Genomic DNA, 23,765 nt, shown 5'->3' with positions numbered 1-23,765 from the left:
AGGGTTAAACAAATGAGTTTTTACATAGTACTCATAACTTTTGGTTAATCGATGGCGTCATCGAGGCAATTTCTCTTTTTATTAATTCAATAAAATCTTCCGTCGCTTTGGTCGTACTTACATTGGCATTTTTTAAAATATAAATTGTGGTATACAAACTTGGTTTTACTGGGTGAATCATATGATTTGGTAAGGAGTGCGCAGCAGTATAAATATCGGTAATGCTACAGCCTAAACCTTCGCGTACCAGTTCACTCGCCATATAGTAGGTTTGTACATTCACAATACTTTTATTAAACGTTCTATACTTTTTTACGACTTGCATGAGGGAATCTGAGTAGGGTTGAATCCACCTGTTTTCATCAATTGAATGAATATCTTGCTTTGCATCAATAGGCTTAGAGTCAATGTAAACCAGAGGAATTTCCAGAACAGGTGTGGCAATAATGCCATGCTGAGTATGGGGCTGGAACGTCACCGCAATATCAATTTCACGTCTTAATAATTTTTGCTCTAGTGCTTGAGTATGATCGGTACCAATATTGACAAAAACATCAGGGTATTTTTTTAGAAATTTTGCAGTTAATTTGGGAATGAGGCTTAAACCTAAACTGGGTAAACATCCGAGTGTGATTTGCCCTTGAGTATTTCTTGCTAAATTATCCGTCAACTTATTTAATTCATTTATTTTTTCATAAATTGGCTTAATTTCATCATACAAAGTATAGGCTTCTTTGGTTGGCTGTAATTTTCCTTTGACCCGTTTAAATAGTGCAAAACCAAGCCGTTGCTCTGCATGTTTGAGCAATTTACTTGCGGCAGGCTGTGAAATACATAACGATGATGCAGCCTCTGTGAGTGAACCAAAAAGCATGACTAAATAGAATATCTCTAGGTGTCGAAGATTCATAAATGAGCACATAACTAATAGTTATAGGTAATCTATTAGAATTCATTATTTAATGTCAATGAACCCTTGTAAATTGGTATGAAATTCAATGCCCAATGATCAAGGAGTGATACATATGTCAGTTGAGCAATCTTCTATAACAATACCTAATATAAGGACACCTAAAAATATTGCCCTTATCACCATTATTATTCTTAGCTTTGCTTTAGCATTTTATGCAAAAGGCCTACCAATAGAGGAGGTCGGTTTAATTGGGTTATTACCTATTTTTGCCTTGGCGCTCTTAACTGTTATCGGTCTCGATATTGTCCTTGCTGTTATTATTGCGATTATTATCAGTGTGATAATGACATCTACCAGTGTATTTGAATTAGGTGGAATTCTTGCAAAGTCTACGGGCTCATTTATTGCGACTGTAGGTCTTATTATTATGTTGGGAGCCGGGGTTGGTGAAGTTGCCAACCGAACAGGCGCAGCGAAAGAATTGGTCAAATTTATTGTCCATAAAGTCGGGCTTTCAAGTATTCCTCGCGTGAAACTTGGCATCATGATTTCATCAGTTGTTATTTGTGGTTCATTGGGTACTATGGCAGGTGGTAATGCCATTATTGTTGCTGTCATTATTCCCATTGCTGCGGCAGTTGGTTTAACGCCGCCCACCGTTGCTTTGCTTTTGATGACGGCAGGCTCTGTCGGTCTCTTTATAGGACCTTTTACACCAAGTACAGTGACTATTTTAGAGTTGGGTGGCTTGACCTATCCGCAATATTTGAGCACTTGTGCCATACCTATGAGTGTTGTCACACTTTTGACAGGCTGGTTTATGTCTGGCTATATCCAAAAGTGGACTTTCGGAAAATATACCTATAATGAGAATTTCTTAGAATCTTCTGAAAAAATAGAAAGTGCCTCTGAATTAAAAAGAAGTAAACGTGCAGCAATTGTATTTATTGGCACAATTATCGTGATGGCAATACTTGGAATTATTTTTAAAGCAGGCTTTAGTTTTGCAATTATTGTGATGCTCACTGTTGCCACATTAACAGGCCTCGTTGCGGGTTTTAGTCCTAAACAAATTTTGGAAGCACTCTATGAGGGGTGCGGTAAATTAGTCTGGATGTTTATTCTTTACTGGTTATACAATCCAATTTTAGTTCTTGTTGAAAAACTCAATGCTTACCAAACACTATTAGATAATGCGACACCGTATTTGGTCGACTTAAGTCCTGCTATGCTGTGTTTTGGTATTTTCTTATTTAATATTGTGGGGCATATTCCAGGGGCAGCTGTTGCACAAATGACTTTTACCAATAAAATTTTTGGACCAATTTTACTGGCAAATGGTGTTCCACCTGTAGCGGTTACAGCAGTTTTATTATCAAGCTCCCAAGTAGACTGGTTTGGTCCTTTTCCATCTTCTGATATGTTTGGTCAAATGGGGTTAGCACGTTCAAGTCAACTGAAATACATGCTATATGGTGGTTGGGCCATAGTGATCGCAAATATTCTACTCTTTGCGGTATTGTTTCAGATTTTGAATTAGCCCCTAAAAATTAAAGCTATTTCTTATTTAAATGAATTTTAAAAGCCTTTTGAACTAGAACGTTTAAGGGGCTTTATTTTTGCGACGATAACAAATTCATTTAACATAGTAGGAGTTTAAAATTCAATCTATTCACTTTTAATAAGAAGAAAACCCTTTACAGTCCAATCTAATCAATATTTTTAAAAATTATAATTTCTGATATTTTTTAAGAGGTAATGATCTTTATCTTTCTCAATTATGAAATTAAAGTTAGCTTTTCGCATGGAAATTTTTTTTATAGTTTGGACTATTTCATAGGGAATGGGGGAGTACTTCGTAATACCATTAATTTCATAAAATCCTTTTGACTTTCCATTATCTGTTTTTATACCATCTAACTCGCCATAAACTATTGTGATTTCTCTTTTATATTCCATTAAAAAATGCCAAATTGATGATGAATAAAAGCTATAAGGTTTGGAAATTTCATCTTTAAATTCATTTCCATATATTTTTTTGACTGCTTGATCTGAATATATTGCTGGGCATAACAAAATCAATCGATCAATTTGAAAATTTTTCGCTAAATTAATTGCAATATAACCGCCTAAACTATAACCAATAACAATATCCACTTTTTTTAGAAGGCGATAAAAAACCATACTTTCATTTATATTCTGAGATAAAGATGATTTCGTTTCACTTGTATTATTTAAACCACTTAAATTGAATGAAAGCGTTCCAATATTTTTACTTCTAAGTAGATTTTCCAAAGGACTTAAAGAACTCAAATCAGAGTTGCCACCATGTATCAATAAAGCGATTTTCTGTGGAAAGCCATCACAATAATTGAATTTAGCTTCTAATTCATAAGTACCAAAGTCATGTAGAAAGAAGAAAGAATTTTCATTTTCAGTAGGTGCATTATTTTTTAGCTTATGCGTAGGAAAATTCGTTACTTTAGAAATAGGATTAGAAAAATATCTATCTACAATCGATATAATTTCTTGTTTTTCCATAACTCATATTCCTATTAGAGGTGTTGAGAGTGCTCGTTTGTACAAAGTAAAATTGAGTACATAATGGCTCTATAATTTTATTTTAAAAGTATAAATTATACTGTTTTAATAAATAAAAACCTTTGTTTAAAAATAAAAAAAATCACTGAGTGAAGAAGTACAGTCAAAAAATATATTGTGTAGGGATTTGCCAATGTCACAAACAAAAACTAAATGTTATATTTATTTTAGGCTCTAGATTATTGTTTTTTTAAAACTTTACCTTATTTGTTGGAAAATAAATCTATAAAGATATAGGAGTCTGTTTTATATATTTTATAGATTTATTTAAAAATTAATATAGTAAAGACTTTAACCCCAATTGGTCTAAAGAGTTTTTGAAGCAATATTATGTTTAAGATATTTATTTGCTTTAAATGTACACAATAACTATTTAGCTGCTAAAAATATGTAAGTAATAGGATAAAAATGTTAGAAACTGATGTTTTAATTGTTGGGAGTGGTCCGGCTGGTTCTTCTGCTGCACTTATGTTAAGTACTTATGGAATCAGAAATATCATAATAACTAAATATAGATGGCTGGCAAACAGTCCGCGTGCCCATTATATCAGTCAAAGAACCATGGAAGTTGTCCGAGACTTGGGGATCTCTGATGAAGTAATTGCAAAAGCAGCACCAAAAGAAGTTATGGGAGATGTTGTTTATTGCACATCTTTAACGGGTGATGAAATTGGACGTTTTCCTTATGGAATGAATCATCCAGAAAGAATGTCAGAGTATGCGAAAGCGAGCCCTTGTGAACAGTGCGATCTTCCTCAACACCTATTTGAACCTATTTTGCTTTCAAATGCTGCATCACGAGGCAGCCATCCAAGATTTCATACGGAATATTTATCTCATGTGCAAGATGAGGATGGTGTAACTGTCACTGTTTTAGATAGATTAACTAAACAAACATACTTAATCCGATGTAAGTATTTAATCGGAGCTGATGGTGCAAGCAGCCAAGTCGTAAAAGATTTAGATTTACCTATGGCTGGTAAAATGGGGAAAAGTGGCAGTATCAGCATTATTTTTAAAGCCGATTTAACCAAATACGTTTCGCATCGACCTGGCTACCTCTGGTGGATTATACAACCTGGAGCAAATATTGGAGGGATTGGGCTAGGGTTGTTACGTATGGTCAGACCTTGGAATGAATGGCAGATTGTTTGGGGGTATGACATTGAAAAAGAGGAACCATCTCTTACCGATGATGAGGCGATCGCGATTTGCAAACAGCTTATTGGCGATAACGACATTGAAATAAGCATAAGTAGCAAGTCGTTATGGACAGTCAATGAAATGTATGCTGAACAATATTCGAAAGGTCGAGTTTTCTGTATTGGCGATGCTGTCCATCGCCATCCACCTTCGAATGGACTCGGTTCAAACTCATCGATACAAGATGCCTATAACTTATGTTGGAAATTAGCATTTGTATTGAATGGCAAAGCGGGTAGTGGTTTATTAGACAGTTTTAATGAAGAAAGAGCACCTGTTGGTGAGCGAATTGTTAAACGAGCGAATCAAAGTGTTAGAGAGTTCTCTACAATATTTTCTGCTTTAGAGTTAGATGGAAAGTACAGTATAGAGACAATGCAAAAAAGCATTAATGCTTTAAGTGAGAGTAATGAAAAAGGTGCTGTTAAACGCCGTGATTTAAGATCTGCAATTGAATATAAAGCTTATGAATTTGCTGCCTTAGGAGTAGAAACTAATGTACGGTATCATTCATCTGCAATTATTGGCGCAGAACATAATATTGAAAATGAATTAGATTCTTGTCGAGATGAAGATCTTTATTATTATCCCTCATTTACTTCTGGCCATAAACTTCCTCATGTATGGTTAGTCAAAAATCATAGAAAAATCTCAACTTTAGACTTAATTGGAAATGGAAAGTTTACGCTATTCTGTGGGTTGCAAGGTGATAAATGGAAACTTGCTGTAGATAACCTGAATAGACAGCTTAACTTGGATATTAACGTTATACAGGTAGGCCCCAAAAGAGAGGTCGAAGACTCTTATGGAGAGCTTTCACGCTCTTGGACTAATGATGAAAATGAATGCATGCTGATTAGACCAGACGGCTATATTGCTTGGACAAGCAATGAAATTGAAAATGCAGAAGATGAATTGCATAGTGCTATATCATCCATACTTAGTTTGAATTAGTATTTCACTGCTTCACCAAATTCGAAAAGCCTCTGTTAAAAGCAGGGGCTTTTTTTATGTGAATGATTTAATGCTTAGAAACCTATATAAATATTTGGATTGAGGGGGGGCAGAATTAGATTTCAGTTTAATTTTATCTTTCATAGTGTCTTGGGAATGAATCCTCATTTTCTACTATTTAATATTTAGCCTTTGTTTTTTCTCAAAATCATGAACCATTCGAATACGTTCTTCAGTTGCAGGATGAGAGGATAAAGTATCAAGAACAGCTGTAGATAATTTATTAGCTGAAGATTCTTCTTGAGAAGTTGGTGGATTGGAATGATTCTTTTTATCGATACTTTCTTCTGTTGTATCGCTTAAACGTTGTAAGAAATTTGCAAAGTGTGAGACTTCGATATGCTTTCTATCCATCAACTGTAAAGCATATAGATCGGCTTCGGACTCAAATTTCCGTGAGTAATTTGCACCAATCATAGCGGCTGGTAATGAGGTAAATAAGTCTGAATTATCTCCTGTCATTGCAATGTATAATATACTTAGACCTAAACTAGTTAACCCTTGTTGTAAACTATGGCGATAAACCAAATGGCCTTGTTCATGGGCTAATACGCCTAAGATTTCCTGATTAGTATGTGCCAATTTGATCAGTTCATCTGTGATAATAATTGTATTATTGGGTAGTGCTACAGCATTTGCCCCTAACTGATCGCCTTTACGAAAGACTAATTTAGCTGGTCTGTTTTCAGCAACAGTATTCAAATACTGTTTAGTAATTTGGTCTTTTTGGGTTTGTGTCAATTGGCTGGGTGCAGTCCAATTATTTAATACATAATTCTCGGCTTCATCGCCTAGTTTCTTTAAAGTATTCTCAGGTAATTGAAAAGCAAGATAATGAGATGTGGCTGGAACACCCCATTTGACTAGACTGATTGCGAAAGTAATCACAAAAATTACACTAAAAAGAATAAGACCCGGAGAACGTTCAAATTTCCAGATCGAATGTTGAACCTTTTTAGTTGCGTAATTAAACCATTCAGGTAATGCACTATGAAATTCAATTCGTGCATCATCAGATAATTCAATTACTGGGTGTAACTGTCCCAGCGCACCAATCAATTTCATATCAGTATATTGATAATAACGCTGTTGTTCTAATTGCTCACCATACCGAATTAAAACTTCAGATTCAGATTGAGCTGAAATCTGAGCACGGTGTGGTTTAGACACTAGGCCATCATAGAAAGTGATATCTACTGCGTGGGACATAAATTATTAAACTCAGATTATTATAAAGAGATGTCGATATCAAAAATATCACTGATTTCTTCAGCTAAAGCACTTTGCTCTTGTTGAGCTAGATTCATCATTTGATCTGGATCATCTAATAAAATTAAACTCATCGATTCAATCTGGTATTTGTGAATGCGAACTGCAGCCCAAGCAGACATTAAACCTATTGTTAAGATTTTTACAATCCAGTTCGATGCGATAATCCATGCAAAACGCCATTGGTTACAATCTGTTTTAAATTGGCTGTTCCCAACTGTAGTATTGTTCCATGTGGTAATAAAAATACGCGCAGCAATTAATGGATAAATAAATAATCCAATAATCGCATACATCATGAATATTCCGAAGATTACAGCGTTCGGTGAGAACCCAGAAACTGCTCCAGCAATAGCAAAGTAAATAATTGAAAAAATAGCAATTATACCAATTGCAATAAAAAGGGGGATATAAACTGCAGCCATATATGCAGACCATTTCGCGTTTAATTTAAAATTTAACTGTCCAGCATATAAGTTGTTAAGATAATATTTTTTATATAGCCAAATAGCTACAGGAGTAAAGATTCCTAGAGTGAAAATATATACCAATATACTCAAAAGAAAGACCTTATAAGATTCTTTTATCGTTCCACCAAAATAAAAACGTGTATTGCCGAACTTACTATTTCTTGCAGTAAAACGCAAAGTAGCGCGAATTAGCCAAGGTACTGCTGTATATAATGCAACTAGTCCAACCACAGTCGCAATCATTGAATACTGTGATGAAATTGCAAATACTACGTAAATTCCTAATGCAATTAAACGTCCAATCAAAATCTTGGTTGGAATACCAGTAAAATCAAAGCGGCGTTCAAAAAATTCTGTATTACCATAGAAATAGCGTAAGCGACGAACTTTAGCCCAAGGCGCATATAAGCTTAAAGTAATAATAGTCAAAAGAATATTAACGATCCAGATTCCAAAATATTCTGAGGCATTACCATGAAACTTAAAATGATAAATTCCTGAGTGTGAAATTGGTGGAGTTGTAATATTTTGATCCTCATTTAAATCTTGAGGAAGTGAGGTTAAAGCTTGGTCTTGCATTTTATTCTCTTTATTGAAAATATATGATCATGAATGAAGGTAATAGATAATTAGAAAGCTATTGAGATTATTATATATTTTTTATGAATTGAAATAAATAGAATGAAAAGCGAGCAATAATTTATTAGCACTTTTCTGTTGAATTATTCGAGACAGAAAGCTTATCGCGAGAAGTATAAATAATAGGTTTAAAGGCATTGGTGACTTATTGTGATTGTAAATTTAGTAGTAATTCTAATTTGAACTGAAATTTTGCTGCATCATTCATTTCCTGTTGTTCACTTTACTTAGAATTAATACAAGTTATCTTGATAAAATTTATTGTTAGTAAAAACTTAAATAATAAAAAATAATTTATATAAATAGCTTATGTTTTTAATGTGACTTTTATCGCTTCCTCAAATTCGAAAGACCTGTAGAAGGAAAGGCTTTTATATGCAAAAAATATAAATTTCACCCGTATTTAGCTAAAAAGGTGATAACAAATCCTGAAAATTTCATATAAATCAAATATGTATGTGGTATTTGAAAAATGTTTATGTTTTCAATATGTTGCTGTGAGCATGACTATACATCAGAATTGAACAAGTTATTTGTAGAATATTCACTTGTTGATATATGATGATCCCATATTTAGAGGCTGTTTCAAAACATAATTCTATTGTTTAGCGAGCAAGTTCAAGGAATGAATAGTGCTGAATTCAGGCTTCTAAACCCTATATCTGGAAATTATTTCCGGCCAAATATTGCATTTCGACCCAATGGTTGGGAATGTCTCACTCTTTTGTAGGGTAGGCGTTTCCTATTTTAGGATTTACCTATGAAAAAATTATTTAGTGTATTGTTCAGCGCATCTGTACTAACACTGACTGCATGTAATAAACAACCTGCACAAACTGAAAATACTGCAACAACCAAAGACAAAACTGAGTCTGTTCGAACAATTAAACTGGTTTCAACAGGTTCAGATACGGATGTATGGAAATATGTTGCAACGCTTCCTGAGACTAAAGAAGCGGGTATTAAACTTCAAGTGACCAATTTGACTGACTATGTTGTGCTCAATACATCTGTCGCAAATGGTGAACAAGATGTAAATGCGTTCCAGTCATTTAACTATTTGGCAGCTTACAATGCTTCAAATACAGCGAAAGTTGCAGCTGTTGCGACAACTTACTTGGAACCAATGGGTATTTATGCAAATAAAATTAAAACTGTTGATGAATTCCAACAAGGCGCGACCATTGCAATTCCAAACGATACTGCTAACGAAGCTCGTGCATTAATATTATTACAATCAGCTAAACTGATTAAACTTAAACCAAACTTTGATCCTGTAAAAGGGACTACGAACGACATTGCTGAAAACCCTAAAAATTTACAATTAAAACCAATTCAAATGACTACAGCAGTTCGTGTTAAAAACGACGTAGATGCAATTGTACTTGGTAATACATTGGCACTTGAGGGTGGCCTCAATGTAATGAAAGATGCTATCTTCCGTGAGCCTATCGACCAGTCTACTAAGCTTTATGTCAATTTATTGGGTGTGGCTGAAGCCAACAAAAATGACCCGATCTATACGAAACTTGGTGAACTTTACCACTTACCTAAAGTACAAAAATTCGTGAGTGAAAAATTCGGTGGCACAAAAGTTGAAGTGAACAAGCCTGTTTCCGAATTTGCAGACATTAAATAAGTAATTTTTAGTTAAAATTATTTTGCAAAGCTAAGTCACGTTAATCGTGACTTAGCTTTGTTTTATTTAGTACATTGTATTTTAATTAAAATTTATTAAGTGAATTATTTATGGCTTTCTTTAATAATATATAATCATAATATGATTGTTGAATATATAAGAACATCAAGTTAATGAAATACTCAAGTGAACAAATTAAAAAAGCTTTATTGCTGACTCCATTGCCATTACTTTTATGGCATTTCTTTTTCAAATTTATGGATGTGGATAACGTTAGACTTAGCTTAGATATCTTTTCTGCATTTTTTCTTAGTATTGTAGGTTATAGTCTTGTTTATTTAGCTTATTGTATTTTGACCGTACCCTTTAGCTTTATTTTTTCCATTCTTTTAAATCATTATAATTATCTAAACTTGTGGACCATCTGTATTAATTCGGCAATTATTACCTCGCTATTTTTCTTTTTCTTAGGATGGCTTTTTACAGGAGAAATTTCTCCAAAAATAAATTATATGGAATCTATGGAGGGAGAAGCACCTCTAAAATGGTGGATGATGTATACCGATATAACTTTTATTATATTTATATTATTTCCTGGTCTATGTTATTGGGGATTTTTAATTCTTCTTAAAAAGAAACAATCGAGGATTAGTAGAAGTCGCTTTTCAAACTATTTCTAAAATCAACATAATCCTCCCTTATACAAAATACTTGTCTAGTTTCAAAGCAGCCTATCACTAAGCTGCTTTATAAACCTCAAATTAACAATAACTTGTTAATTATTTATCCTTACTTTTTAATGATCTAATTTAAAACAAATGTCATTTTGTGTGCTTGACTGTAAGAGGGTTGGGAACTATTCTTTGCCTGCTGGCCACATTGCCAGTCGGTTGTCGCAGACCGTCTCATAGAGGCATTAAAAGTTTTATACTTTTAGTGTGTACACCCTCGCGCCCCCTCTACGGTGGAACGGGAGGGGGACACCTTTGGGTGTGCTGGATCTATGACCAGTCTGCGAACCCCCTTTCGTTCTGCCACCATAATTTTAATGTCTTGGCAGAACTCCCAATAAAAAGGAGTTGGCTTTGCACATCCATTATTTCTTGGCTCTCGATGCCAAAAGCTATAACGACACCACTTAAAAATTTAAAGCAGCTTGATCACCTTTAGGGTTTTCAGGCTTTAAGTCATTACGGCTCAAAAAACTTGTATCAACTATAAAACTTGAGATGTGCCAAGCACAGTCTTTACGGCTTTGCTGTGCCTTTTTTTCTCCCAGAAAGAGCACAGGCTTTTTATCTCATTTAGAAACAACAAGAATTTAAAAGGTAAAACTATGCGAAATTTAGAAACCTCTTCCAAAAAATTACACATTATTCGAACTGCTATACGTCTATTTACAACTTACGGATTTCACACAGCAGGTGTAGACCTGATTGCTAAGGAGTCTGAAGTTCAAAAGGCCACACTTTATAATTACTTTCGTTCAAAAGAGGGTTTGATTGAAATGTGTATTGCCTTTCAAAAAAGCCTATTAAAAGAAGAAGTGCTCGCTATTATTTACTCCAGCCATTATCGCACATCAACCGATAAGCTTAAAGAAATTATAGTTTTACATGTTAATTACAACAGCTTATACCACTTATTACTTAAAGCCTTTTTTGAAATTAAAGTGGCTTATCCTCAGGCTTACCGTGTGGCGGTTGAGTATCGAAAATGGCTGCATCATGAAATTTTTGACTTGATTTTTAGTATTGAAACCCGTGACTTAAGGCCGAGTGCCGATATGGTTTTAAACCTAATAGATGGTTTGATGTTTGAGTTTTTAAGTACAGATTGTTTGGATGAAAGAGATGCGGTGGTGGAGCGGTTTTTTATGCCTGTGTGATAGTAGAAATAAGAAAGAATATGGGTGGAAATCATCTAAATAATGGTTTTCCTCTTTTTCTAAAGCATATTTAAAGTTCTAAGAATAAGCTGAATTTAGGAAAATCTTACTTTTTGGTTGTTTGAGGTGGATATCCTATTATAATATTTAAATACTATTATGCAGTAAATTCGGAATAATAAAGTTGTCTCAATACTTTGTGAAAAGGTAGTTTATATTCAACTCAATAAGCAGGAAATAAAGTAAAGAAATTATGAATCTAAAAGATATTTGTAATTTTATAATCAGTTGATTTTATGTAACAATATATGGAATCAAAAAAATAAATAATATGGTTGTGATTTTGTTGGCTGAAAAGGAAGTAATATGAGATTTTTTTTAATTTTTTTAATGGTTTTTCTTGGTGGTTGTAGAGCTTTGGGAGTTAATAAGGATGATTATTTTCAACAAGGTTTTAATGCATCAACTGTTGTGAATCTAACTAATTATGTATATATAATTAAAGAGTTACAGAAACATGACGATGTGAGTATTGATATATATATTCCATTATTGCTTATTGCACAAGATATGAGGAGAATATCAGAAAAAGATTTAACTCTTTATGATAAAAATAATTTGTGTCAAGTTAAATATTTTGTAAGTAATAAATATTTAAATGATAAGAGAAAGATTAAAAATGACCTGTTGGAAACTAAAAAATGGCTTGTAAATATAGATTATTGCAATTAAATCTCTATTGTGTTTGTGAGCTAACATGCAAATTTTTATTGGATATTTGAATTTTAAACTGCAATAAAAAATTGAATAATAAAAAGTATTAATGTTATTAATCAATTTTTAAAGTTAAATTATTTAAATGTAAATAAAGAAAATATAATTTATTTTTTCTTTAGGAGTTGAGTGATGAGGGTTGTTAAAATCTTATCGATGGTATTAATTTTTTTTATATTTTTTATTTTATATATTATTAATAATTTTTCGAATATAGATAATAAATATAACTGTTTTCTTTCAAAAGATGTTTGTGTTGATAGAGTAATTTATAATAATAATTACTATTATAATTTGTATTTAAATAACCGTGTAAAAACTGAAATCCAATTTGGAAATAAAAACTTATTTTTTGTTGGCTTTAAAGAGGTCTCTGATAAATTGTATATTCTTGTGCAAGAGTCAATGATGAATAATCGGAAAATTGTTGAAGAGTGTAGGAAATTAAATCAACCTTTTAAATTTTCAGAAGATAAGTATATTTTAAACTTATATGTTTTGAGTAGTAGTGGAAATAAACTTTCAATGAAACTTATTAATAAAGAGGATAGTCCTCAATTAATTAAAGAGTGGGTTTTAAACTATCGATTAAATCCAACCTTAGAATTTATATGCTGAAATTTAAATTTAATTAGTAAATTGATATGATGGATTAACTTTTTAATAATTAATATCTACAGGAGGAAAATTTTAATTATTTGCTTTAATATTATCCTCCTGTTAGGCAATCCCTATCTATTCAGACTGAGCTAAGTCACGTTCACGGCATGATAATTCATAATAATTACCTTTTGGCAGAGAACGAATTTTAAAGCCATAGTAATCACTAGTTGACTCTATAGGTCCGACACTACATTGATTTGTTTTCGCAAATTTTTCAATCAATTTCAAATTAGAAGTTTGCTTAAATACGGCTCCCCAACCTTCACTTACACAACAGCCCACATATTCAGACATATATTCATCTGAAATGAGTACAACGTTTTGTCCCATAAATTCATAAGGCTTTTTCAGTTTGTATATATCGTTATAGTCTGCTCGTGAAATATTAGGTTTCTTGGCTAAAAAGCCTTTTTGTTTGAGTATTTGGAACTTTAAAAAATTCTGAGGCCCAGTACCAAGTCCTCTATAAACCGAATTATTATCTTCTGCAAAGCTATACGAGCTAAACATACTGACTAAACTTAAAAATAATATTTTTCTCATTTTAAATTTCAAAAGTTATATGAGGCCGCAATTCTTTCATATCTTATGAGTAGCGTAAAGTAAATGACTGATTTTTATAGTCTATACATAGAATATAGTGTCGATAAAAGATTGTTATTAAATTATTTTTCTTTGAACTAGATGAGATAAGAGGGGAAGGAAAGCAACCTAAATGATAACTTTCCTTTATTTTCAAATTATGAGAAAAGCTTTAAGACTAAGCTTAATGAAATAGGGTTATTTCTTTACTTTAAAACGGTATTTGCATTTTAGGCAGCGGTAGTCCTGAAATATATTTTTGTCGATCATTACACCTGCTTTTTTACCAAAAATATTGCCAACTACACCGCCAGTAATACCTGCACTGATTGCACCGACAAATGTGCCTACAGTACCGCCAACAATTACACCTAATGGTCCAGCAACTGTACCAATCGCTGCTCCTATAGAAGCACCTGTTGCAGCACCGCCGACAGTACCCGCTGTTGTTCCCGCAGCTGTTAGTAAAACACCGCCAGTGGTTTTAAGTAGTTTGTCATGATCACGTGTTTCAATTTCTGTAGAACCACACTTCGGGCATTGCAGCGTTTTTTCCATAAAATTTTTCCTGTCTTTCATCATTAAGCGACGCAGTGAATGGAGCAAAATCAGTAAAGTGGGTAAAGAACACGACTTATGGCGAAGTGTCTCTTCCGGATTGGTGATCGCAACGATATACCTGGTCAGCCACGATTTTAGCTGAACATTGGCACAAATATTTATAGATCATGTAAACACTTGTACTTTAATAATCATCTCTTAAAAAGGTCTTAAGCACCATTTTTTAATGGATAACCTGTACCTAAAAGCGACTAAGTGATGTGTGATTGATCAGAAACAAGGTAAATATTTGGCTTGATCAGATTTACAGTAAGAGCAAGTTTTTTTATAAGTTCCTAAATCAAGAAAGGCTTATTCTGTTTGAATAAGCCTTTTAGGACGTTCAGAATGATTTATCTAACCTTAAAACTTTATATAAACCAAGCATTAAAGCAATCCAGATTGGAATTAGAATTACCGATTCTTTAAAGCCTTGAGTCCACATAATGTATAAAATCATGCCGATAAAAACGAGCACAACATAGTTACTTAAAGGTGAAAATAGAGCAGGGAACTTGGCAACTTTGCCTTCAAGTTTCATAGCTTTTTTAAATTTTAAGTGGGTAAAGCTAATAATCGCCCAGTTTAAAACTAAAGCTGCAACAGCCATATACATAAGATGGCTTAAAGCTTCTTCTGGTACAAAGTAGTTAAGTAAAACACACCCAAAAATTAAGATAGAAGAGAAAACAACAGCGGCTGTTGGCACGCCTTGTTTACTTACTTTTGCAAAAACTTTAGGTGCGTTGCCTTGAACTGCTAGCCCGTACAACATACGGCTATTGGCATACATTCCACTGTTATAAACAGAAAGGGCAGCAGTTAAAATAATAAAGTTAAGTAAATGTGCCGCCCAACCAATGCCAAGCTGACTAAAAATCATGACAAATGGACTCTTATCTAAACCGCCAAGGTCCAGTTGATTCCATGGAATAAGCGACATAATAATCGCGAGTGAAGCCACGTAAAAAATCAATATTCGAAAAATAACTTGGTTAATGGCTTGTGGAATACTTTTTTCAGGATTTTCAGCTTCAGCAGCGGTCATTCCTATCAGTTCAATACCGCCAAATGCAAACATTAAAAAGGCGAGCATATAGAACAAACCCGAAAACCCATGCGGGAAAAAGCCGCCATGCTGCCATAGGTTTGAAAAGCTCGCTATAGAGTCGTTGCCTGCCGTCAGCAATAAATATAAGCCAAATACAATCATTGAAATGACTGCGGTAACTTTAATAATGGCTAACCAAAATTCAGATTCGCCATAAAATTTAACGTTGCCTAGGTTTAAGCAAGTGACCAGTACAAAGAAAAATAAAACCGAAACCCACGCAGGTATATGAGGCCACCAATAATGTACATATTTCGCTACGGCGGTAAGCTCAGTCATAGCCACTAAAATGTACACTACCCAATAGTTCCAGCCCGATAAAAAACCGGGAAATCTTCCCCAATACTTTTGTGCAAAGTAGCTAAAAGAGCCAACCACAGGTTCTTCTACAATCATTTCACCCATTTGGCGCATAATTAAAAATGCAACCAAACCGACAATGGCATAACCCAAAATGATTGAAGGACCAGCAGATTGAATGACTTGTGCAGAGCCTAAAAAAAGTCCTGTGCCCACAGCACCACCCATAGCGATTAACTGGATGTGACGATTTTTAAGTCCACGTTTTAATTGGGAAGTTGAGTTACTCAAAATACTATGCGCTGTCTAAAAAAGCCGACGCTATTGTAATGGATTGGCTAGGGATAACCTAATTTGAAAAGGATTTTACTCAGCTAAATAAAAAGGATTCACACAACTGTACGAATCCTTTTTGGAAAATTAGTGGTTCTATAAATTAGAAAGACACCATTTTGCCCGGGTTAATCATTGCTCCGAGGCCATACATGCTTTTCGCGAGTGGAATAACGACAGGTGCAAGGGTACGGCCAAAAATAATATTTTGATGGTCAATTTTAGATAACATTTCAAAGTCATTCGATTGCCCAACAAAATCACTTGCGATGGCTTTACCAATACGAACAGTCTGTGCTACGCCGTGACCGCTCCAGCCGTGAACAGCATAAATAGGGAATTTATTGCCAAACTTACGACTATCAACCGCACCATTTACAGTTAAATCAGTGGTTCCACTCCAGACGAAATCCATCTCTAGATTTTTAATTTGAGGGAATACGGTATGTATTCGATGCTTTAAATAATTTAAAGTTTTCTCAGGTCCCCAGCATGTGCCAGTGCCTTGTCCACCAAAAAGTAAACGGTTATTAAACACAGGGCGGTAATAATCAATCTGGAACTGAGTGTCATAAACTGGATGTCCAAATGGCAGAAGCTCTTTGGTATCCAGTTCTAATGGAGCAGTGGTCGCAACATAGGTGTAAAACGGAATGGTCGTATTGCTTTGTTCCGATAAAAGTTTAAATGAGGCATGGTGTACTGCTAACACCACAGACTTTTTAGCTTTTACGACAGCATTTGCTGTTTGAACATAAATACCATCTGTTTTTTCTACTATTGAAATAACTTCGGTTTGTTCATAAACAGTACCGCCGTTTTGGCAAAAGCCATAAATTAAGCCACGGTTTAAAGCTAAAGGATGGATTTGTCCGCCTAACTCATCAATTAAACCGCCTGTATAGTAGTCAGATTTAATATAGTCCATGAGTTCGTGCTTACCTACAATACGGGTATGGTCTTCGCCTAAATATTTTCGGGCATCAGCACCTTGTGTTAAGCCAACCAAATGTCCTTCATGAACGGCGGCAGTAATATGGCCGTATTTTCGGTCAAAATCGAGCTGGTATTTTTCCGAGATGTCATCAATGAGTTGCATCGCTTCAGTAGAGGTAAAATGCCAAAGTTTTTTTGCATCTTCATAACCTAAGCGATCGGCCATTTCTTGAGCTTCCCAGCGTGCTAAACCAGGAGTAAGTTGTCCACCATTTCGGCCAGAAGCTGCGCTACCAATGCGGTTTTTTTCTAATAAAACCGTATCTACACCTTGTTCAGCTAGGTGTAGGGCAGTCGATGAACCTAATAAACCACCGCCAATAACCACGACATCACATTCAATGTCGGCATTTAAACTATCAAAGGTATACCAATCAGACAGTGAGCTTTCATAGTAGTTGGCTGGGTTATCTACCGACGCATCATTAACCGTGGCTGTATCAAATTTCGCATGTTTTGGATTTAACCAGCTCCACTCTTTGCCCACTTGTAGAGATTTACTTGGTTTGTATTCCACATCTTTTAAAAGCTGGGGTTTAGAAATAATTTTCATAGAGAAGTTCCTTAAAAAATTAATAAGCATTACTAATGGCAATACTTTGTTTTTTAATCGTTTTATAAATAAATAGAAGAATGCCTAAAGATAACCAGAAGCATCCAAAAATCAGTGAAGATGAGTCAAGATTGAGCCATAAGCAAATAATGCTAATGACCGATAGAAGCGGTAAAAATAGGTTTAGAAATTTATTTTTAAAACCTAAGCGCTGTTTATCTTTAATATAAAATTTCATAAAAACTGAGAAGTTGACGGCCGTAAAAGCAACGAGCGCACCAAAACTGATCAGGCTTACGACTTGAGCTAAATCTAAAAAAATAGCCGACATTGAAATAAGCCCGACAAATAAAACCGAGAAAAATGGCGTACCTAAAGAGCTATGGATGGTTCCAAAATACTTTTTAGGGAAAATATTGTCGGTGCCCATTATATACAGTAAACGCGAAGCACTGGCATGCGAGGCAAGACCAGAGGCGACTGTGTTCATAATTTGGCCGCATAAAAATATCGACTGAAACAACGCGCCGCCTACATAAAGCACAATTTCAGGAAGTGCTTCTGAAGGGTGGTGAAAACGAACATTGTTTGGAAAATAAAGCTGAATAAACCAAGCGGCTGTGAAGAAAATAAGCCCGCCAGTAAGTGTTGTTAACATGACTGCTCGAGGAATATTTTTAGTGGGTTGTTTGGTTTCATTTGAAAGAGTAGTGACTGCATCAAAACCTAAAAATGAAAAACATAAAACCGAAGCGCCAGCAACGAGCGGTAATAGCGATTGCTGACCATGCCATAGCGGAGCCAAGGTCAGCACGTGTTCATAACCTTGAGTTGAGCCAATACCACGAACCACTAAATATACAAAAATGACCATAAGGATAATCGGAGCAAACACAAACACGAGGCTTAAGTTGGCAAGTAATCGAATACGGAAACAGTTGACTAAAGTCACAAGGCCCGCCGATACCAGCACCCAAAACCAATAAGGCATACTCGGAATGAGTGCGGTGAGATAAATTGCAGCCAGTAACACATTAATAAGGGGTAATAACAGATAGTCGAGTAGAGAACACCAGCCAACGAAAAATCCACTTTTAGGCCCTAAACTTTCAGCTGTATAACTATAGGCCGAACCTGATCTTTCAGAATTTTTACTAAACCTCGCATAGCTCCAGGCGGTGAGCAGCATCGCGCCTAAAGCAAGTAAATATGCGAGAGGAACATGACCATTGGTAATTCCGGAAACAATACCGAAAGTATCAAAAACCGTCATGGGGGTCATATAGGCAATACCAATAATCGTGACTTGCCATAGTGATAGTTTTTTTAAGGAAGACGCTTTATTTTCCATGTCTTTTCAACCTCAAATTTCGTTATTTTTGCTTTTCATCCAGAAAGGCGATGCTATTTTTAGGCCAAAACTTCCCCTAGACTTGAATAAACAAGTCTGATTGAAGAAAGTTTGAACAGTAGCTAGAGGCTTAAAGTGCTATTTCACCTTGGTGGCACACTAAAGTTAGAATAAAGAGCTATTATTCTTTTCTTTTTAGATCACAACCAACTGGAAAGATGGACAGGGTCGCGAGAAAAACTGTTGAACAGCTTTTTCTTTAAATAAGGTTCCAGTTCGGATGCTAATGTCGTTTGAAGTAATGACCCGAGATGAATCATTCATAATGACTGCCTTTTGCTTGATATTTTTGAGTTTTGGCATAAGTAGCTTTTCAAGCGCCGAAACTAAAATATCGGTAGCAATGACACCAATAAACTGATCATGAATCATGACCGGGTGAGCAATGGTGATGGTGTAGGCGCCGTTACAAATATAATCAACGTAAGGGCCATGTATGCATGGGCTTTTATCTTGAGCAGGTTTGTGGAACCATTCAAAAGAGCGGAAATCTAAAAAGCGCTGCGCATTTTGGTAGTTTTCAAGTTTCGCTTGTTGTAACTGGTCTTCTTTTTTATACCACCATTCGAGTGTCCAGTAGTCTTGCTCGTCTTGCGTTGCTGGACTATAACTTGCAAAACCAGTTCCTTGACTATAATGGCTCTGATTTAGCGCATTTTTAATTTCCTTCTGCAAAGCAGAGCGTTCTGAAGTTGAAAGCTTAATATCTGCATTTTTTTCAGATGCATGCTTTGACAGAATTTTGCTTGCTTTAGCCGCCAGTGTTTCCGTAATCGTTGTTGTTTCCTCAACAACACTTTTTAATAAACTTTGAAGCTCTTCTATATCTAAATCTAAGTGCTGGGTCATTCCGATAACTCCTAAAATTCCATATTCCTAACTTGATTATTGATAAGCCATCTCATTTATTATTTTTATTCACTCGATAACTTATAGCGAAGCATTTGGTCAGTGAGCATTGAAACTATTTTTCTGGCTTGAATCACAGCTTCATTTTCATTGTTTTCAACAAAAGACGACAAAAGATGGTGATATTGTTTTACAACTTCACGGTGAAAATCGTTGTCTTGATAAAGCACGGCAATAAGGGGAGCCCATTCAGCCTGAATAGTGAGTTCCTGATTTGCCAGTCTTGCAGATTGGGCAAATGAGGTGAGTGTCAGCAAACAACGTAAATCAAGCTGTGCGCGTGTGTCTGCTTCAACGGCTTTCTCAAATTGTTCAATCAACTCTTTTATTTTGCCTAGTTCATATTCTGTGGTTCTTTGAGCGGCTAAATATGCACTATGACTTAAAATTGCACTGTGAAACTCGCCTAAATCGGCAAGATACTCATTTGAAGCTTGGCGCAATGGATGTTGGTTTAACAGTAAATCTGAAGGTAGCTCACAAACAAAACTTCCACCATTTCTGCCGCGACGTGTATCAATTAAACCTTTTACACGTAAAGTATTTAAAGCTTCGCGAACGGTAATGGGTGAAACGCCCATTAAACGTGCTAAGTCTGCTTCATTAGGAAGTTGTTCATTGCTTTTTAGCAAACCAGAGATAATTGCATTTTCCAAGCGTTCTACAACTTGTTCCGAACGAGTTGCTTGAGCAATAGGTGCAAAAATTATCGTATATGCTGACATGGCGAATTCTCTAAAAGCTAAGTCAAAAGACTTAGCTTAATGAAGCGGATAAATAATTATTAAAACACGCCATAACCATGGACAGCCTGTTCATCTTCAGGCACGGCTGGTATTGCATCCCAAAGTTCAACAATTTTGCCATTATCTACACGCCATAATTCAAAATAGGCATGTCGATTTCCGGCAATACTACCTTCGGAATGAGTCAATACAAATTGACCATCAGCAATGGAGCGATGCGTTTTTGAGTATACCAAACCTTGTCCTTCATTACGGATATTGTTCAAAAAATCAATGACGGCTTTAACGCCATCTCCAATATCTGGACTATGTTGAATGAACTGATCGCCGTGGGTGTATTCTTTGAAGGCATCGTAATTTCCATCAATTAATGACTCCTTAAAGAAAGACGTCACAATCTCACGATTTTTCTCTGGGTCATGGTGAGTTACGATTTCAGTTGGGCCATCTAATTGTGTTCTACCGCTTACATTCGGTGCAGCTTCTGCTACAAGCCCATCCCAATGCTCTACAATTTTACCGTCTTTTACTCGGTAAATATCAAAGCCAACCAAAGGGTTTTCATCTAATCCCTGAAAGCGGCCATGAATTGCAACCAAATCACCATCTGCGAGTACGCGTACAGCTTCGTGTTGCATGTCTGGGCAATCTTCTACTAATTGGCGAAGACCCGAAATACCATTTGCAACGAGTGGTGAGTGCTCTATAAAGTCTTCAGAAAAATAACGGTCTAGAGCAGCGGTGTCATGCAAATTAAATAACTCGTGGTGTGCTTTAGTCACCAAGTCTTTCATTTTTTGTTTATTCATTTTGATCTCCTTTCAAAACGCATTGTTATTATTCGTTTGAACTCATCACATGTTTAACGCGGGTATATTCTTCAAAACCGTAACCAGATAAATCTTTACCATATCCTGATTTTTTGAAGCCGCCGTGTGGCATTTCCGCAGTTAAAGGAATATGGGTATTAATCCAAACTGTACCGAAATCGAGTTCACGTGACAGACGAGTTGCGCGAGCATGATCTTTGGTCCAGACACTTGAAGCTAGGCCATATTCAACATCGTTGGCTTTTTCAATCGCATCATTTTCATCGGTAAATTTTTGAACGGTAATGACTGGTCCAAAAATTTCTTTTTGAATGGCTTCATCGTGTTGTTTTAAACCACTAATAACAGTCGGTTCAAAATAGAAGCCTGGGCGGTCTGCTTGTTTTCCGCCTGTTTCAACTTTGGCATGAGCAGGTAAGTTGTCGATAAACGCTTTAACATTTTTCAATTGGTTGGCATTGTTAAGTGGACCATATAGAGCGTCTTGATCATCTGGATCGCCAAAACGAGTATTTTTGGCAGCCTCAACGAGTTTAGCTAAAAATTCATCATGAACAGATTCAGCCACAATGACACGTGTTGCCGCAGTACAGTCTTGGCCTGCGTTGAAATAGCCTGTTAAAGCAATCATTTCAACGGCTTTATCAATGTCGGCATCTTCAAAAACCAGTACAGGTGCTTTACCGCCAAGTTCAAGGTGAGCTTTCGCTAAATTTGCTGCGGCAGAAGCGGCAACTTGTAATCCGGCACGCACTGAACCTGTAATCGAAACGAGAGCAGGCGTTTTGTGCGATACCACTTTTGAGCCTACCTGTGCTTGGCCTAACACAACGTTAAATGCACCTTTAGGGAAGAATGGTGCAGCAATTTCAGCAAGTAAAAGAGTACTTTCAGGAGTGGTATCACTTGGTTTGAGTACCACTGTGTTACCAGCAGCTAAAGCAGGAGCAATTTTCCAGATTGCCATCATAAGTGGATAGTTCCAAGGTGTAACTTGGCCAACTACACCGATAGGTTCACGGCGAATAGAAGAGGTTAAACCTTCTAAATATTCACCAGTTGCTGAACCATCAAGTAAACGGGCAGCACCTGCGAAGAAACGAACTTGATCTGCCGATACACCCACTTCTTCAGATGCAATTAAGTGTTTTAATTGCCCTGTATTGCGGCTTTGAGCTTCAATCAAACGGTCAGCATTTGCTTCGATAGCATCTGCCAGCTTCAGTAATGCTTTTTGACGCATTGATGGTGTACTGCGTCCCCAAATTTTAAATGCTTCTTTGGCAGCGGCATAGGCTGCATCAACTTCTGCATCGGTTGCATTGGGTGACTGTGCATAAACTTCACCAGTGACTGGGCTCACCAAGTCGAAGTAATCATTTGCTTTGCTAGCAACATATTCGCCGTTAATAAAGTGTTTTAGTTGAGTTTTAGCCATTTTCTTATACCTTGTCCTTAGGTTTTAACATATAACATATAACATATAACATATAATACTATATGTATTATGTTTTAATTTTTCTGTCAAATGCCTTGATGAGAGGAGTGAGTGAAAAAAGTGAAAATTTAAATCAAATTAGATTTTAAGTTTTTGATTTGATTATTTAAAAAAAATTAAAAATTTATTGAGGCTTTTTAGAGTGGATTATGGTTGTGATGGTTTTTAATTTTAATAGTGGGTGTTCAAGGAAATTTCTTTGTATGAATGGAGGGATGAGCCAAACTTTATGCTTAGCTCATCAATTCTTATTCTTTGAAATTAAAGTGAATGATCAAGTCTTATGACTCGCAAGCAGAATGCTAGTTTCACTGTTATAAATACCTGAAATATTCCTAATTCTCTCTAAAACTTTGTCAAAATTTTCTAAAGTGTCGGAACGTAGCTCGACTAAAATGTCCCATTTACCATTGGTTTTATGCAAGCATTCCACCGCACTTTCTAGGCGTAGTTCTTTAATCACAGACTGTGCTTTGGTGCCTTCGACCATAATGCTCATCCATGCACGGATAACGTTACGTTCGGCATTGGGTTTAAAACGAACTGTATAGCCAGTAATGATGCCCGAAGACTCAAGATACTCCATTCTCTTTTTAATGGTTGCTCTTGAGACGTGAACTTTTTCGGCTAACTCGGTTACAGACATCCGTGCATTATCTTTGAGTAAACCTAAAATAATTTGATCAATATTGTCCATAATGTCATTGTCAATTATCAAATTGGTAAAAAATAATTCATTTTTTGCTGAATTACAAATTTTGTGAATCAATTTGATTTTGAATAATAGGGGCATTAGCTCACCCGAATAATTCAATTTAATGGA

22 protein-coding genes are annotated in these 23,765 nt (G+C 35.5%); 7 read left to right on the top strand and 15 right to left on the bottom strand.

Annotation, left to right across the window (positions count from 1 at the left end):
- Window positions 1-31: 31 nt before the first annotated feature.
- On the bottom strand, window positions 32-910 hold the full coding sequence (locus tag AC1PJ9_RS18225) for a LysR family transcriptional regulator (protein ID WP_290013523.1): 879 nt from the start codon (window positions 908-910) through the stop codon (window positions 32-34).
- A gap of 115 nt (window positions 911-1,025) precedes the next feature.
- On the opposite strand from AC1PJ9_RS18225, the gene AC1PJ9_RS18220 reads away from it, so the two are divergent.
- The gene (locus AC1PJ9_RS18220; RefSeq protein WP_311088017.1) at window positions 1,026-2,453 is read left to right on the top strand and encodes a Na+/H+ antiporter NhaC family protein; all 1,428 of its coding nucleotides are present in this window, start codon (window positions 1,026-1,028) and stop codon (window positions 2,451-2,453) included.
- A 182-nt stretch (window positions 2,454-2,635) separates the two neighbouring features.
- On the opposite strand, the gene AC1PJ9_RS18215 is transcribed toward AC1PJ9_RS18220, so the two are convergent.
- Window positions 2,636-3,454 carry a YqiA/YcfP family alpha/beta fold hydrolase gene (locus tag AC1PJ9_RS18215; RefSeq protein WP_311088016.1) on the bottom strand — a complete coding sequence of 273 codons (819 nt, stop codon included), beginning with the start codon at window positions 3,452-3,454 and terminating at the stop codon, window positions 2,636-2,638.
- A 468-nt stretch (window positions 3,455-3,922) separates the two neighbouring features.
- On the opposite strand from AC1PJ9_RS18215, the gene AC1PJ9_RS18210 reads away from it, so the two are divergent.
- Window positions 3,923-5,671 (top strand): FAD-dependent oxidoreductase, encoded by a 1,749-nt coding sequence (locus AC1PJ9_RS18210; RefSeq protein ID WP_311088015.1) that lies wholly within the window; start codon window positions 3,923-3,925, stop codon window positions 5,669-5,671.
- A 174-nt stretch (window positions 5,672-5,845) separates the two neighbouring features.
- Here AC1PJ9_RS18210 and AC1PJ9_RS18205 read toward each other — a convergent pair whose 3' ends face one another.
- Together AC1PJ9_RS18205 and AC1PJ9_RS18200 are read right to left on the bottom strand one after the other, a co-directional pair.
- Window positions 5,846-6,940 (bottom strand): M48 family metallopeptidase, encoded by a 1,095-nt coding sequence (locus tag AC1PJ9_RS18205; RefSeq protein ID WP_311088014.1) that lies wholly within the window; start codon window positions 6,938-6,940, stop codon window positions 5,846-5,848.
- 20 nt (window positions 6,941-6,960) lie between these two features.
- Window positions 6,961-8,049, bottom strand: a complete 1,089-nt coding sequence (locus AC1PJ9_RS18200; protein WP_311088013.1) for a YjgN family protein — start codon at window positions 8,047-8,049, stop codon at window positions 6,961-6,963.
- An 820-nt stretch (window positions 8,050-8,869) separates the two neighbouring features.
- Here AC1PJ9_RS18200 and AC1PJ9_RS18195 point away from each other — a divergent pair.
- Together AC1PJ9_RS18195 and AC1PJ9_RS18190 are read left to right on the top strand one after the other, a co-directional pair.
- Window positions 8,870-9,748: a MetQ/NlpA family ABC transporter substrate-binding protein gene (locus AC1PJ9_RS18195; RefSeq protein WP_311088012.1), complete on the top strand. Its 879-nt coding sequence runs from the start codon at window positions 8,870-8,872 to the stop codon at window positions 9,746-9,748.
- Between the two features lie 173 nt (window positions 9,749-9,921).
- Complete coding sequence (locus tag AC1PJ9_RS18190; RefSeq protein WP_263613236.1) at window positions 9,922-10,428, top strand: hypothetical protein; 507 nt, start codon at window positions 9,922-9,924, stop codon at window positions 10,426-10,428.
- 458 nt (window positions 10,429-10,886) lie between these two features.
- On the opposite strand, the gene AC1PJ9_RS18185 is transcribed toward AC1PJ9_RS18190, so the two are convergent.
- Entirely contained in the window at window positions 10,887-11,036 is a 150-nt protein-coding gene (locus tag AC1PJ9_RS18185; RefSeq protein ID WP_263613237.1) for a hypothetical protein, read from the bottom strand.
- 48 nt (window positions 11,037-11,084) lie between these two features.
- Between AC1PJ9_RS18185 and AC1PJ9_RS18180 the strand changes: the two genes are divergently transcribed.
- The 3 genes from AC1PJ9_RS18180 to AC1PJ9_RS18170 all read left to right on the top strand — a co-directional run bounded on the left by AC1PJ9_RS18180 (window position 11,085) and on the right by AC1PJ9_RS18170 (window position 13,028).
- A complete protein-coding gene (locus AC1PJ9_RS18180; RefSeq protein WP_263613238.1) occupies window positions 11,085-11,636 on the top strand; it encodes a TetR/AcrR family transcriptional regulator in 552 nt (183 codons plus the stop codon).
- 366 nt (window positions 11,637-12,002) lie between these two features.
- Window positions 12,003-12,368, top strand: a complete 366-nt coding sequence (locus AC1PJ9_RS18175; protein ID WP_311088011.1) for a hypothetical protein — start codon at window positions 12,003-12,005, stop codon at window positions 12,366-12,368.
- A 174-nt stretch (window positions 12,369-12,542) separates the two neighbouring features.
- Complete coding sequence (locus AC1PJ9_RS18170) at window positions 12,543-13,028, top strand: hypothetical protein (RefSeq protein ID WP_311088010.1); 486 nt, start codon at window positions 12,543-12,545, stop codon at window positions 13,026-13,028.
- A gap of 117 nt (window positions 13,029-13,145) precedes the next feature.
- Here the strand turns inward: AC1PJ9_RS18170 and AC1PJ9_RS18165 are convergent, their stop codons facing one another.
- The 10 genes from AC1PJ9_RS18165 to AC1PJ9_RS18120 form a co-directional block, all read right to left on the bottom strand.
- A complete protein-coding gene (locus AC1PJ9_RS18165; RefSeq protein ID WP_311088009.1) occupies window positions 13,146-13,616 on the bottom strand; it encodes a hypothetical protein in 471 nt (156 codons plus the stop codon).
- Between the two features lie 237 nt (window positions 13,617-13,853).
- Entirely contained in the window at window positions 13,854-14,213 is a 360-nt protein-coding gene (locus AC1PJ9_RS18160; protein WP_000416091.1) for a hypothetical protein, read from the bottom strand.
- A 385-nt stretch (window positions 14,214-14,598) separates the two neighbouring features.
- Window positions 14,599-15,957: an amino acid permease gene (locus tag AC1PJ9_RS18155; protein ID WP_311088008.1), complete on the bottom strand. Its 1,359-nt coding sequence runs from the start codon at window positions 15,955-15,957 to the stop codon at window positions 14,599-14,601.
- A gap of 145 nt (window positions 15,958-16,102) precedes the next feature.
- Window positions 16,103-17,548, bottom strand: coding sequence for an NAD(P)/FAD-dependent oxidoreductase (locus AC1PJ9_RS18150; RefSeq protein ID WP_311088007.1), 1,446 nt, complete (start codon window positions 17,546-17,548; stop codon window positions 16,103-16,105).
- Window positions 17,549-17,567: 19 nt separating this feature from the next.
- Window positions 17,568-18,899, bottom strand: a complete 1,332-nt coding sequence (locus AC1PJ9_RS18145; RefSeq protein WP_308965064.1) for an APC family permease — start codon at window positions 18,897-18,899, stop codon at window positions 17,568-17,570.
- Window positions 18,900-19,094: 195 nt separating this feature from the next.
- Window positions 19,095-19,808: a cache domain-containing protein gene (locus AC1PJ9_RS18140; RefSeq protein WP_049064971.1), complete on the bottom strand. Its 714-nt coding sequence runs from the start codon at window positions 19,806-19,808 to the stop codon at window positions 19,095-19,097.
- Window positions 19,809-19,873: 65 nt separating this feature from the next.
- Entirely contained in the window at window positions 19,874-20,593 is a 720-nt protein-coding gene (locus AC1PJ9_RS18135; protein ID WP_086495971.1) for a FadR/GntR family transcriptional regulator, read from the bottom strand.
- A 59-nt stretch (window positions 20,594-20,652) separates the two neighbouring features.
- On the bottom strand, window positions 20,653-21,423 hold the full coding sequence (locus tag AC1PJ9_RS18130) for a nuclear transport factor 2 family protein (protein ID WP_311071946.1): 771 nt from the start codon (window positions 21,421-21,423) through the stop codon (window positions 20,653-20,655).
- 28 nt (window positions 21,424-21,451) lie between these two features.
- Complete coding sequence (locus AC1PJ9_RS18125) at window positions 21,452-22,882, bottom strand: gamma-aminobutyraldehyde dehydrogenase (RefSeq protein WP_019458201.1); 1,431 nt, start codon at window positions 22,880-22,882, stop codon at window positions 21,452-21,454.
- 334 nt (window positions 22,883-23,216) lie between these two features.
- Window positions 23,217-23,639 carry an Lrp/AsnC family transcriptional regulator gene (locus tag AC1PJ9_RS18120; protein WP_002001056.1) on the bottom strand — a complete coding sequence of 141 codons (423 nt, stop codon included), beginning with the start codon at window positions 23,637-23,639 and terminating at the stop codon, window positions 23,217-23,219.
- Window positions 23,640-23,765 lie beyond the last annotated feature (126 nt).

This window comes from Acinetobacter sp. 70_2 (assembly GCF_056736115.1).
This window is presented reverse-complemented; position numbering and strand designations above follow the sequence as displayed.